This window comes from Paenibacillus darwinianus, assembly GCF_000598065.1.
Lineage (GTDB): Bacteria > Bacillota > Bacilli > Paenibacillales > Paenibacillaceae > Paenibacillus_I > Paenibacillus_I darwinianus.
Window position 1 is genome coordinate 5,888 of sequence record NZ_KK082150.1, and the last position, 13,461, is coordinate 19,348.

Sequence of the window (13,461 nt, forward strand, 5' to 3'; positions counted from 1 at the left end):
AGCGGACTTGACCCGCCGGTCGCCGGAACAAGCTTGAAGCTTCCCGTCCCTTTTTGGCGCCGGTGTATGCTATAATGGAACGATGAGTGGAAATACGAGAATAAGGACGGGATTACGCACATGATCAGCACCAGCGGCGTTACGCTGCGCTACGGCAAGCGTGCGCTTTTCGAAGATGTGAACATCAAGTTCACGCCGGGCAACTGTTACGGCCTGATCGGCGCCAACGGCGCGGGCAAGTCGACGTTTCTGAAAATTTTATCCGGTGAGATCGAGCCTACCAACGGCGAAGTCCACATTACGCCGGGCGAGCGGATTGCGGTCCTGAAGCAGAACCATTTCGAGTACGACGAATTCAAGGTGCTCGATACGGTCATCATGGGCTACAAAAAGCTCTATGATGTGATGAAAGAGAAAGACGCCATCTATATGAAAGAGAACTTCACCGATGAGGACGGCATGCGCGCAGGCGAGCTCGAAGCGGAATTCGCCGAGATGAACGGCTGGGAATCCGAATCGGAAGCGGCCGCGATGCTGAACGGTCTCGGCATCACGACGGACATGCATGACCGCCTGATGAACGAGCTCGACGGCAATGCGAAGGTGCGGGTGCTGCTGGCGCAAGCGCTGTTCGGCAACCCGCAGATTCTGCTGCTCGACGAGCCGACCAACCATCTGGATATGCAGTCGATCGAATGGCTGGAAAATTTCCTGGCCGGCTATGAAGGCACCGTCGTCGTCGTATCCCATGACCGTCACTTTCTGAACACGGTTTGTACGCACATCGCGGACATCGACTTCGGCAAAATCCGGATGTATGTCGGCAACTACGACTTCTGGTACGAGTCCAGCCAGCTGGCGCTTGCGCTCATGCGCGACCAGAACAAGAAGAAGGAAGATAAGATGAAGGAGCTGCAGGCGTTCATCCAGCGCTTCAGCGCCAACAAGTCGAAGGCGAAGCAGGCGACGTCCCGCAAAAAGCTGCTCGACAAAATTACGCTTGACGATATCCGGCCTTCCAACCGCAAATATCCGTTCATTAACTTCAAGCCGGAGCGCGAGGCGGGCAAGCAATTGCTGCTGGTCGAAGGGCTGACCAAATCGATCGACGGCGAGAAGCTGATCGACAACCTGACGCTGACCGTCAACAAGGGCGACAAGATCGCGCTCGTCGGTCCGAACACGCTGCCGAAGACGGTGCTGTTCCAGCTGCTCACGGGAGAGCTCGAGCCGGACGCCGGCACGTTCCAGTGGGGCGTGACGACGACGCAGGCTTATTTTCCGAAGGACAACTCCGTTTATTTCGATGGGGTAGAAACGAATCTGGTCGATTGGCTGCGCCAATATTCGAAGGATCAGGACGAATCGTTCATCCGCGGCTTCCTGGGCCGGATGCTGTTCTCGGGCGACGAGGCGCTCAAGAAGGCGAGTGTGCTGTCCGGGGGCGAGAAGGTCCGCTGTATGCTGTCCAAAATGATGCTGTCCGGCTCGAACGTGCTGCTGATGGACGAACCGACGAACCATCTCGACCTGGAGTCGATTACGGCGCTCAACAATGGGCTGATCGACTTCGACGGCACATTGATCTTTACTTCGCATGACCATCAATTCGTGCAGACGATCGCCAACCGCATTGTGGAAATCACGCCGGCGGGCACCGTGATCGACAGGATGATGACCTATGACGAATATCTGGAGAGCAGCGAGATCAAGGAACTGCGCGACAGAGCCTATTCGGCGTAACAAGCGCCTATAACCGCAAGAATGGCGGGCCACGCAGGTGGCCCCCTTTTCTTTTTTGTAAGTGCGCCCTCGGGTCCGTCATGCGGCGCAACCGGCCGTATTAATAAAACGTAACTAAAGTGGGTAAATAGATACATAATCAATGGCACAAAGGAGAAATACGTATGTCAATATTCGAACGAATGAAGCAGGGCGCTACAGAGGCGGCCCGCAAGGTGGAGCAGACGGTTGAGATCACGAAGATGAAGTCGCAGATTTCCACCCGCGAGAAGGAGATTGACCGGCTGTACGCGCGCACGGGCAAGGCGGTGTACGACGCCTATGCGCGGGGGGACCTTTCGCGGTCGGAGACGGAAGTCATCGATTATTGCGAGCAGCTGTCCGACCTGCACCAGGACATCAGGCTCATTCAGGAGAAAATCACGAACATCAAGCTCGAGAAAAGTTGCCCGGACTGCGGCAAGGCTGCGCCGGTTAACGCCCGGTTCTGCCCGGACTGCGGCAAAAAATTTCCGGAGGACGACGAGAAGCCGGCGGAGTCGATCGTCGGCGAAATTCGCGTGCTGTGCAGCGTATGCGGGACCGAGAATGACATCGCGGCCCGCTATTGCGTCGAGTGCGGCAATGAGCTGGCCCCGGCCGACCGCTCCGGATCGAATAATCCGCCGCCGGCCGATCCACTGCTGTAAGGGAGTGCGGAACCGCTGGGATATAACGGATATTTTTGCCGGATAAGGGTAGCCTAATCCTTCGCGGACGTTCGTCCGCCCGTGTTGAGAACGGACAAACAAGTTGCGTCTGGGCATAAAAGACCGAGCAGCGCAACACTGTTTCTCTAGACCCAAACGAAGGGGATCCGGTATGATACCGTTATTGGTTTGAACCGGGTAAGCGGAGGTGCGGCAGTTGGATCAGTATCAGGACATCAAAGAAGGGGAAAAGGGAGCATGGATCAGCATCGCGGCCTATTTGATTTTATCGGCCGTCAAGCTGGGTGCGGGATACTGGTTTCTGTCGGATGCGCTAGTCGCGGACGGCTTCAATAACCTGACGGACATTATAGCTTCTACTGCAGTGCTCATCGGTCTGAAAATCTCGCAAAAGCCGCCGGATCAGGATCATCCTTACGGCCATTTCCGGGCCGAGACGATCGCGGCGCTCGTCGCCTCGTTCATTATGGCATCGGTGGGGCTGCAGGTGCTGATCGGCGCGGTGCGGTCACTGTTTGAAGGCGATGAGGCGGTGCCCGGCCTGACGTCGGCATGGGTGGCGCTGACTGCGTCGGTCTGCATGTTCGGCGTGTATGAATATAACCGTCGCCTGGCGAAGAGGATCAACAACCAGGCGCTTATGGCCGCCGCCAAGGACAACCTCTCCGACGTGCTGGTCGGCGTCGGAGCGGCGGTCGGCATCATCGGCTCGCAGTTCGGCCTTCCGTGGCTCGATCCGGTGGCCGCTCTCGCCGTTGGCCTGCTCATTTGCAAGACGGCGTGGGACATTTTCTACAGCTCGACCCATGCCTTGACGGATGGCTTTGACGCGAATCAGTTGAGCACGCTGCGCGGCACGATCGAGCGGACCAAGGGGGTTCGTTCGATCAAGGACATCAAAGCCCGCGTGCACGGCAGTAATGTGCTGATCGACGTCATCGTGCTCGTCGATCCGGGCTTATCCCTGATTGAAAGTCACCGGATCAGCGAAGAGATCGAGCGGCGGATGGAAGGCAAGCACAATATCATGAACGTTCACGTGCATGTCGAGCCGTATGAGATCGAGGCGATGCAATTCCGTGAGAAGCGGTAGCCGCACGCAAAAAGAAGCGCCCCGGGGGATATCCTCCCGGGGCGCTTTGCGCTGCGCGCACAAAAAGAGGAGAAGGGATTTAAAACGTTGGTAAATTGCACCGCGTCCCGGTTTTGTCAGAGTAGTTTAGCGCTAAAGGACTAGTGGCTGAGCAGACTTGTTTTCAAGGGAAGCAGGACGCCAAATGTCTGATTTTTGGCAAGTTAACGCTGTTTTTATGACTTGGACGTTTCGGTTTTCGCTGTTTTGGGTGAAAAGGACGGTTTTGGTGCGACGGCATTCCGTTTGCTTCGGCGCCTGCTTTTTTAGGGCTGTCGATGGATGTGCCGGGAAGCCTGTCCCACTAGAATGGGGGTATTACCGCAAGGCATAATTCGACAATGGAGGATGCACATCATGAAAAAGTGGGCTACGATCTTTGTCGCGTCAGCGATGCTCGTTACCGCCTCGCTGCCGGGTTCCGCCGCAGCGGCGAACAATGTCAAACAGGGAGAAATTGTGTCGGGGGTCAGCTTTCGCGAGGCGCCGCGCGCAACCGGCAGCTTCATCCGATATTTGAAGACGGGTGAGCGCGTCACCATCATGGACCAGCCGAATGCGTACTGGTACAAAGTTCGATCGGAAAATGGCGACACGGGCTACGTTTCAACCCAGGCCAAATACATAAAGGCGAGCGGGAGCCGTCCCGCAGACCCCGGACCTTCCAACACCGTGTCCGCACCGGTGAACGGGGCCTTGCCGTCGCAGCAGGCTGAGCGCGTGATCGCGGCCGGCATGAAATATCTCGGCACGCCGTATGAGTTCGGCTCCGACCGGAGCACGACAACCACCTTCGACTGCTCGGATTTCGTTCGTCAAGCGTTTCTGGACGGCGTCGGCTTGAAGCTGCCCGCCGATTCCCGCAGTCAAGGACAGTATCTGAAGAACAAGGGCGGCGTCATTACGGATTGGACCAAGCTGAAGCCCGGCGACGTTATGTTTTTCATGAGCTACAGAGGCTCGAAGCCGTCCGCATACGCAGGCGTCAACAAATCGACCGCCCGCATTACGCATAACGGCATTTACCTCGGCAACGGCAAAGTGCTGCATACGTATTCGAAGAAGGCCGGCGGGGTCAGAATCGATGACCTCGCGAACAAGCATTGGGAATACCGTTTTCTTTTTGGCGGCAGTGTCTTGTGACGCCATCGGCTCTGTGACAACCGCCGGGGGGCATGCTCTCCGGCGGTTTTCGTTTGCCCGGCGCGTTTGCTTAGCTTCGTATGGCCCGCAAGCGGAAGCGGCAACCAACAATCGCGCCGAAAAGCGCCGTTCACTGCATCATCTGCAGCACGGCGCGGGAGCATTGCTCGGGGTTGTATTGCTGGTTGCGCATGGTCATGAGCGTACGGCGGTATTGCACGGTTGTATAGGGTTCCTGAATGAGCGTGAACCATTTGTCTATAGATGCTTCATCCGCCAGCATCTCGCCGAAGCCGCTCTGGACGAAGTATTCGCAGTTTTCTTCCTCCTGCCCCGGAATCGGCTCGTAGAAAAGCATCGGTATGCCTTTGCTGAGCCCCTCGGTACACGTCATACCGCCGGGTTTCGTAATCAGCAGGTCGGAGGCGTCCATCAGCTTGCTTACCTCGCGGGTGAAGCCGAGAATCCGGATATTCGGATGCCGGAAAGACGGATTCGCTTCGAGATTTTCCTTCGCCTTTTCGTTGCTGCCGACGCAGAATATCATCTGGACTTGCTCGCGGTACGTTTCGGTCATATATTCGAACAGATCGTTGTCGTCGTTCAGCAGTCCCCAGCCGCCGCCCATCACAAGCACCGTAGGCATCGGCTTAAGGCTGAACTGCCGTTGTGTCTCTTGCTTGTCATGCGTCTTCCAGAAATCCGGATGGACCGGGATGCCGGTGACCTCGATCCTCGTTGCGGCGATGCCGCGCTCGATCAGCTTGCGCTTGACGACAGGCGTGGACACGAGATATTTGTTCACCTCGGTGTTCGTCCAGGTGCCGTGCGCGTCGTAATCGGTAATGACGGTATACAGGGGCACGTTTAACCCGAGCCTTTTGAGGCGGGCAACGACCGCATTCGGCACAGGATGGGTGCATATGATCAGATCCGGCTTCAGCTGGGTAATGACCTGGGACGTTTGCGTATAAAATATGCGATGGAGCGCAAGCTGGGTGAATCGGTTGAGGGATCGCTTGTAGTTCGTCCGGTACATCATGCCGACCAGTCTCGGCTGCTTGCTGACCGTCTTACGATAGGCCGATACAATCCAGGGCCCCAGCACCGGATTCAGAAATTTGCCCAGCTCGATTACACGGGTCTGGATGTCGGGATTAAGCTGACGTATGCCAACGGCCAGCGCATAGGCGGCCTGGGTATGTCCGGATCCGAACCCTTCCGAGAGCAGAAGCACTCGTTTCTTACGCATCGTCTCACCTACTTTTCCTATTACCATATTACGAAAGGTGGATACCAATTGACAAGGTGGGCGCGCCGTCGAAAGCCCGTCCTTTTCTTAAGTTATCCTAAAGAATAAAGAAAAGTGCGGTATAATGGATCACGATGGCATGATACATCAGACGAGTTGGAGGTTGAAAAAGTTGAACGATATCGAAAATGGCTGCGTTCAGGCCGGCCAGCTTGTAAGAATGGCGTATAAGTCGGGCGCCTATGTCGGTGAAATCATCGAGTTCAATGGAGCGCGCGCACTCGTCAAGACGCTGGCGGTGCTGAAGCATCCGGAGCAGGGGGACCTGCACCATCCGTATGAGCCGGACGTGCCGATGTTCCACCAGCGGCGGGCACTTAGCCACACTGAGAAGGTGAATGTGTTGACCCGCGAGCTGCAGCCTTACGCGGGCGCCGTTCCCGAATACCGGGAATCGCTGCTGCGGGCGCTCGATGAAGAGCGCAGCCGGCTCGACGGGCTGAAGCGTTGGGCGGAGCAGGGCATCAGACTTCTGGATGAGCTGCGCGGCGAATATTGATATAAGCAAGGGCTGTCCCGAAGAGCAGAGGCTTACTGCTCCGGAGGCAGCCCTTTTGTGTGGCCAGCGTATGCACCGCTAGTTTCCCGAACGTCCGTTCATTTCGTCCACATTCTTCAAACGGAGCAGGGAATAAAAAAATCCCTTATCACGATCATAAAAAAGTTTAAATAGATATCGGTTGGGGGGGGTGATAAAATGAAAGGTGGAAAATGCAAATGATGCGCGGAATAATCCATTTCTGATGGACAGGTAATGGGCTATACTAGAGTACTATGATGCAAACTTCAGCTGTTTCCGGATCCGGCTCCTCAGCCAGATCCCTGTTTCCATTCTATGACAAAAGCCTCCGGAAATGAAGCGTTTTTGTTCTCCATATGGACGGCTTACACAAAATCTTTTGATAGAGAGGTTGCACAACATGAAAGTTAATCGTTTGGGATTGCCGCCAAAGCAAGGCCTGTACGATCCGCAGTTCGAGAAGGACGCTTGCGGGATGGGCTTTGTGGCGAGTATCAAAGGCATCAAGTCGCACAAGATCATCCGCCAGGCGCTTACCGTCCTTGAGAACATGGAGCACCGCGGCGGTCAAGGCAGCGAACCGAATACGGGCGACGGCGCGGGGATCATGATTCAGATACCGCACGCTTTTTTTGCACGGGAATTGAAAGGATTGGAAATCCAGCTGCCGGCGGAAGGCGATTACGCCGTCGGCATGCTGTTTCTGCCGCAGGACGAGAAGCTTCGCGCGGAGCATGAGCGCCGCTTCGAGGCGATCGTCCGCGAAGAAGGCCAGACATTCCTCGGCTGGCGGACCGTACCGACCAACGATGAGAAGCTGGGCGAATCGGCGAAGGCCGTGAAGCCTTATGTGCGTCAGGTATTTATCGGCCGCGGCGCGGGCGTGGAGGGCGAGCTTCCTTTCGAGCGCAAGCTTTATGTCATCCGCAAGCGCGCCGAACTGGCGATCCGCTACAGCGGCGTCGAAGGCGGGGACATGTTCTACTTCTCGAGCCTTTCGAGCAAGAAGATCGTGTACAAAGGCATGCTCACGACGGAGCAGGTCCGTTCCTTCTATATCGAGCTGAACGACGAAGCGATGGACACCGCGCTCGCGCTCGTTCACTCCCGTTTCAGCACCAACACGTTCCCGAGCTGGGAACGCGCGCATCCGTACCGTTACCTGATTCATAACGGCGAGATCAACACGCTGCGCGGCAACATCAACTGGATGCATGCCCGTCAGACGCTGTTCGCGTCCGAGCTGTTCGGCGAGGACATGGACAAAATCAAGCCGGTCGTCAACCCGGACGGCTCAGATACGGCGATGTTCGACAACACGCTGGAATTTCTGTATCTGGCCGGCCGGTCCTTGCCGCATGTGGCGATGATGATGGTGCCTGAGCCGTGGTCGGGCCACGAGGGCATGAGCGAACAAAAAAAGGCATTCTACGAATACCACAGCACATTGATGGAACCGTGGGACGGACCGGCCGCGATGGCGTTTACGGACGGCACGCAGATCGGAGCCATATTGGACCGGAACGGTCTGCGTCCGGCGCGTTACTATGTGACGAAGGACGATCATATCATTCTCGGCTCGGAAGCGGGCACGGTCCCGATCGAGCCGGAGAACATTTTGTATAAAGACCGGCTCCGTCCGGGACGGATGCTGCTTGTCGACACCAAAGAGGGCCGTATCGTGTCCGACGATGAAGTGAAGACGCGCATCGCGTCCGAAAAGCCTTACCAGGAATGGCTCGACGAGCATCTTGTGGGCCTGGACGATCTGCCGGAAGCGGTTGAGCTGCCGGAGCCAGATCATACGACCGTGCAGCGCCGCCAGAGAGCGTTCGGCTATACGTTCGAGGACCTGCGCAAGGTGCTGGAGCCGATGGCCGGCAGCGGCGTGGAGCCGATCGGTTCGATGGGCTACGATGCGCCGCTCGCGGTGCTGTCGGAACGTCCGCAGCGTTTGTACAACTACTTCAAGCAGCTGTTCGCCCAGGTAACGAACCCGCCGATCGACGCGATCCGCGAGGAGATCATCACCGCGACCGGTACGACGATCGGCCCTGAGCGCAATCTGCTTGCGCCGGAGCCGGAAAGCTGCCGCCATATCAAGCTGGCGTCGCCGGTGCTCTCCAACGAGGAGTTCGCGAAGCTGCGCCATATCCGCCGCCCGGGCTTCAAATCGATCACGATTCCGATGTTTTTCCCGAGCAGCGGGGGCGAGGCCGGTCTGCGCGATGCGTTGAAGACGATCTGCGAAGCGGCCGACCGCGTCATTGCCAAGGGCCATAACATCATCATTCTGTCCGACCGCGGCATCGACAAGGACAACGCGGCCATCCCGGCGCTGCTTGCCGTATCGGCGCTGCATCATCATCTGATCCGCCAAGGCACACGGACGAAGGTCAGCCTGATGCTGGAGTCCGGAGAGCCGCGTGAAGTGCATCATTTTGCGCTGCTGCTCGGCTACGGCGTCAGCGCCGTCAACCCGTATCTGGCGTTCGAGACGCTTGACGACATGATCCGCCAAGGTCTGCTGCGCGGCATTTCGCACGAGAAGGCGGTCAAGAACTTCATCAAGGCCGCCACCAAGGGCGTGGTCAAGATTTTGTCCAAAATGGGCATCTCCACGGTACAATCCTACCGCGGCGCCCAGATTTTCGAAGCGGTGGGCCTGCGTGAGGACGTCATCGACGAGTTCTTCACGTGGACGCCGTCCCGCATCGGCGGCATCGGGCTCGACGTGATCGCCGAGGAAGCGCTCAAGGCGCATAACTATGCGTACGAGGGTAAGGAAGGCGCCGATCTTGAACTGGACTCCGGCGGCGAGTATCAATGGCGCAAGGATGGAGAGGACCATCTCTTCAACCCGCAGACGATCCATACGCTGCAAATGTCGACGCGCCAGAATGATTATAAGCTGTACAAGAAATACTCCCATCTCGTGCAGGGCGAAGACCGCAAATACGCGACGCTCCGTTCGCTGCTCGAGTTCAAGAAAGGCAATCCGATTCCGATCGACGAGGTGGAGTCGGTGGAGTCGATCTTTAAACGGTTCAAGACGGGCGCCATGTCCTATGGCTCCATCAGCAAGGAAGCTCACGAATCGCTCGCGATCGCGATGAACCGGATCGGCGGCAAGTCGAATACCGGCGAGGGCGGCGAGGACCCGGCGCGTTTCATTCCGGACGCGAATGGCGATTCGCGTCGCAGCGCGATCAAGCAGGTCGCTTCCGGACGTTTCGGGGTGACGAGCAACTACCTGGTGAACGCCGACGAGATCCAGATCAAGATGGCGCAGGGTGCCAAGCCGGGCGAGGGCGGACAGCTTCCGGGCCGCAAGGTTTACCCTTGGATCGCGGAAGTTCGCGGCTCCACGCCGGGCGTCGGCCTGATCTCGCCGCCGCCGCACCATGACATCTACTCGATCGAGGACCTGGCGGAGCTGATCCACGATCTGAAGAACGCGAATCCGCGGGCGCGGATCAACGTGAAGCTTGTCTCCGAGGTGGGGGTCGGCACGATTGCGGCCGGCGTTGCCAAAGGACGCGCCGACGTGATCCTGATCAGCGGTTATGACGGCGGCACCGGCGCGTCTCCAATGGCCTCGATGCGTCATGCGGGTCTGCCGTGGGAGCTGGGTCTCGCGGAAACGCATCAGACGCTCATGCTCAATAATCTGCGCGACCGTGTCATCGTCGAATGCGACGGCAAAATGATGAACGGCCGCGACCTGGCGATCGCCGCCCTGCTCGGCGCCGAGGAATTCGGCTTCTCGACCGCTCCGCTTGTCGTTCTGGGCTGCGTCATGATGCGTGTTTGCCAGCTGGACACTTGTCCGGTAGGCGTGGCTACGCAGAATCCCGAGCTGCGCAAGAAATTTATGGGCGACCCGGCTTTCGTGGTCAACTTCATGCGTTTCGTTGCAGAGGAGCTGCGCGAGATTATGGCTGAGCTCGGCTTCCGTTCCATCGTGGAGATGGTCGGACGCTCCGACATGCTGGAGGTCAAGCAGGCGGTCGACCATTACAAGGCGAAAGGCATCGACCTGGCGCCGCTGCTGTACCAGCCGGAAGTGCCGGCGAGCGCGCCGCGCTACTGTGTGCAGGAGCAGAACCACGGGCTGGATGAATCGCTTGACGTGAAGCAGCTGCTTCCGCTTGCGCAGCCGGCGCTGGAGAAGGGCGAAGCGGTAAGGGCAACGCTGCCGGTAGCCAACACGAACCGCGTAGTGGGAACCGTGCTGGGAAGCGAAGTGACTCGCCGTTACGGTGCGGCCGGCCTTCCGGAGGACACGATCCGTTTCCACTTCGTCGGTTCGGCCGGTCAGAGCTTCGGCGCGTTCGTACCGAAGGGCATCACGCTTTCTCTTGAAGGAGACTCCAACGACTACGTCGGCAAAGGCTTGTCGGGCGGCAAAATCATTATCGCGCCGTCACCGAAAGCGACGTTCAAGGCCGAAGAGAACGTCATTATCGGCAATACGGCATTTTACGGCGCAACCGGCGGTGAAGCCTACATCCGCGGTATCGCAGGCGAGCGCTTCGCGGTTCGGAACAGCGGCGTGAAGGTCGTCGTCGAGGGAACCGGCGATCACGGCTGTGAATATATGACCGGCGGACGCGTCGTCGTGCTCGGTTCTACCGGACGCAACTTCGCGGCGGGCATGTCCGGCGGCGTGGCATATGTGTATGACGCAGCCGGGGATTTCTATAACCATTGCAATATGGAGATGGTCAGCCTCGAGCGGCTGGAGAACGAATCGGAAATCGCGGAAGTGCAGGCAATGATCCGCCGTCATGTTGAATATACGGACAGTGAAGCGGGCCGAGCGGTGCTGAACGATTGGCAGACCGCAGTGCGCAAGTTCGTGAAGGTCATTCCGAAAGACTATAAACGGATGCTTGAACAAATCGAGAAGATGCATCAATCGGGCCTTGAAGGCGAAGCTGCTTTACTGGCGGCATTCGAAGCGAACATGCGGGACCTGGCCCGCGTGGGAGGCAACTGATTCCGAATAGCGATAGAACGGTAACCGGAGGTTTCGTGTCGAAACCTCCGGTTTTTTTGTTTTCGTTGTATTAGTAGCGATGGTGCGAGGTAGATACCCCTAGCAGAGGAAGTTTAAAACGAAATTTTTTAAGCCAGATCTCCGTCTATCCGACAAAAGAACACCCTGCATCCGAACAATATTCGACAGACAGCGATGAGTTAACCCCTTATAATAACTCATATCGCGGCCGGTTCCTTTTTCATTGCCGGGCATCGATCGGGTCCACGACCGCTTGCATCCTTGTCAACGCTCCCATCCTAAGGCGTTCGGCTTGCTACGGATTGCAGCCTTAAATAAACCTCAATATGATACATTACGTATCTTTTATGTATACAATTTGGATCAAAAAGCGAGGTCGGTGCAGATGAAAACAGGGGAGTTTACGCAAGAGCGTCGTCAACTGCGGCTTAAATATCCGGGGATGATATGGGCCGGTCTATCAGTCGCCAGTGTAGCCTGCAAGCCGGTCCGGTCGGGAATCCGGCCGGTGCTCATTTTGAATCTTAATACGGAAGGACTCCATTTCGTCAGTTCATTGAAGCTTCCGGTCCGGCAGGATTACCGGGTCGGCTTTAATGTCGATCTGGATGACCGGAGCTTCCTCCTTCTTGGTGAGGTCGTGTGGCAGACCATCGAAGAAAACCTCTACGTATACGGGGTCCGCCTGATTTTCAGCGAGCAGGAGATGGACGAGCTCCAGACCGCCATGGAACGCAAGCTCCGGTTGGCTTCCGCTGAAGCGAAAATTCATGACGCGTACCGCCGGATGTCCGAATATGAGACCCATATCAGGGACGTGGCGCCTTTTCTTGATCTTTGCAGGTAAGAAGCTCCGGATGGGGCGGCGGCGAACGGTCATGGCAGCGGGAAGGAATGAAATGCTACAATGCAAAGAGAAGAGAATGCTCAAGGAGGATTTGGAGATGAAAATACTGATCACGGGAGCGGCAGGCTTCATCGGCTTCCATACGGCGATCAGGCTGCTGGAGGAAGGTCATCAGGTGGTGGGCGCCGACAACTTCAATGATTATTACGAGGTCCGCTTGAAGGAAGACCGCGCGGCGCAATTGCTCGGATACGAGCGGTTCGAGCTGGCTAGATGTCATCTGGAGGATCTGGCTGCGATTGAGGAGCTGTTCGCCGCGCATACGTTCGACCGGGTGATTCATCTGGCGGCGCAAACGGGCGTGCGGTACAGCCTGCAAAATCCGCACGCGTACGTCGTCTCGAACGTCGCCGGCTTCACCAATATTCTTGAAGCGTGCCGGCATCAGAAAACGCCTCATCTCATTTACGCCTCGTCGAGCTCGGTTTATGGCGCCAATGCGAAGATGCCGTTCTCAGAGGGAGACGCGGTTAATCACCCGGTCAGCCTGTACGCGGCAACGAAGAAGGCGAATGAGCTGTTCGCCCATACCTACAGTCATTTATACGGTCTGCCGACGACAGGGCTTCGTTTCTTCACCGTATACGGCCCGTGGGGACGACCGGACATGGCCTACTTTTCATTCACGCGCCAAATGATGGCTGGCGAGAAAATCCAGGTGTTCAACCATGGCGAAATGCGCCGCGATTTCACTTATATCGACGACATCGTGGAGGGCATCAGGCGCCTGATGGACCACATCCCTCAAGGCGAGCCGTCCTGGGACCGGCTTCATCCCGACCCTGCGACAAGCTGTGCCCCTTACCGCGTCTATAACATCGGCAATAACAGGCCCGTTGAGCTTATGCATTTCATCCGCTCTCTTGAAGAGGCGATCGGCAGAAAGGCGGAGATCGAGTTGCTGCCGATGCAGGACGGAGACGTGGCGGAGACGTTCGCGGATATCGACGCGCTGCAGGCGGCCGTCGGCT

At 57.3% G+C, this 13,461-nt stretch carries 9 protein-coding genes; 8 read left to right on the forward strand and 1 reads right to left on the reverse strand.

Features of this window, described 5'->3' with window-relative positions; genetic code table 11:
• Positions 1-120 precede the first annotated feature (120 nt).
• From BG52_RS06720 to BG52_RS06735, 4 genes are all read left to right on the forward strand, one after another.
• Entirely contained in the window at positions 121-1,743 is a 1,623-nt protein-coding gene (locus tag BG52_RS06720) for an ABC-F family ATP-binding cassette domain-containing protein (RefSeq protein WP_036582943.1), read from the forward strand.
• Between the two features lie 164 nt (positions 1,744-1,907).
• A complete protein-coding gene (locus tag BG52_RS06725) occupies positions 1,908-2,432 on the forward strand; it encodes a zinc ribbon domain-containing protein (RefSeq protein ID WP_051587727.1) in 525 nt (174 codons plus the stop codon).
• Positions 2,433-2,649: 217 nt separating this feature from the next.
• Positions 2,650-3,546, forward strand: a complete 897-nt coding sequence (locus BG52_RS06730) for a cation diffusion facilitator family transporter (protein ID WP_036582945.1) — start codon at positions 2,650-2,652, stop codon at positions 3,544-3,546.
• A gap of 396 nt (positions 3,547-3,942) precedes the next feature.
• Complete coding sequence (locus tag BG52_RS06735; RefSeq protein WP_036582947.1) at positions 3,943-4,728, forward strand: C40 family peptidase; 786 nt, start codon at positions 3,943-3,945, stop codon at positions 4,726-4,728.
• Between the two features lie 130 nt (positions 4,729-4,858).
• Here BG52_RS06735 and BG52_RS06740 read toward each other — a convergent pair whose 3' ends face one another.
• Positions 4,859-5,980 (reverse strand): UDP-N-acetylglucosamine--LPS N-acetylglucosamine transferase, encoded by a 1,122-nt coding sequence (locus BG52_RS06740; protein ID WP_036582950.1) that lies wholly within the window; start codon positions 5,978-5,980, stop codon positions 4,859-4,861.
• A gap of 172 nt (positions 5,981-6,152) precedes the next feature.
• On the opposite strand from BG52_RS06740, the gene kapB reads away from it, so the two are divergent.
• From kapB to BG52_RS06760, 4 genes are all read left to right on the forward strand, one after another.
• A complete protein-coding gene (kapB, locus tag BG52_RS06745) occupies positions 6,153-6,539 on the forward strand; it encodes a sporulation phosphorelay system protein KapB (RefSeq protein WP_317628071.1) in 387 nt (128 codons plus the stop codon).
• Positions 6,540-6,960: 421 nt separating this feature from the next.
• On the forward strand, positions 6,961-11,562 hold the full coding sequence (gene gltB, locus BG52_RS06750; protein ID WP_036582953.1) for a glutamate synthase large subunit: 4,602 nt from the start codon (positions 6,961-6,963) through the stop codon (positions 11,560-11,562).
• Positions 11,563-11,968: 406 nt separating this feature from the next.
• On the forward strand, positions 11,969-12,430 hold the full coding sequence (locus tag BG52_RS06755) for a PilZ domain-containing protein (RefSeq protein WP_036582956.1): 462 nt from the start codon (positions 11,969-11,971) through the stop codon (positions 12,428-12,430).
• Between the two features lie 97 nt (positions 12,431-12,527).
• A partial coding sequence (locus BG52_RS06760) for an NAD-dependent epimerase (protein WP_081793644.1) occupies positions 12,528-13,461 on the forward strand: 934 nt, incomplete at its 3' end.

What these genes read in the sequence shown, in the direction of transcription:
- BG52_RS06720 (WP_036582943.1), top strand. Translation starts at nt 121, where the DNA reads ATGATCAGCACCAGCGGCGTTACGCTGCGCTACGGCAAGCGTGCGCTT.
- BG52_RS06725 (WP_051587727.1), top strand. Translation starts at nt 1,908, where the DNA reads ATGTCAATATTCGAACGAATGAAGCAGGGCGCTACAGAGGCGGCCCGC.
- BG52_RS06735 (WP_036582947.1), top strand. Translation starts at nt 3,943, where the DNA reads ATGAAAAAGTGGGCTACGATCTTTGTCGCGTCAGCGATGCTCGTTACC.
- BG52_RS06740 (WP_036582950.1), bottom strand. Translation starts at nt 5,980, where the DNA reads ATGCGTAAGAAACGAGTGCTTCTGCTCTCGGAAGGGTTCGGATCCGGA.
- gltB (WP_036582953.1), top strand. Translation starts at nt 6,961, where the DNA reads ATGAAAGTTAATCGTTTGGGATTGCCGCCAAAGCAAGGCCTGTACGAT.
- BG52_RS06755 (WP_036582956.1), top strand. Translation starts at nt 11,969, where the DNA reads ATGAAAACAGGGGAGTTTACGCAAGAGCGTCGTCAACTGCGGCTTAAA.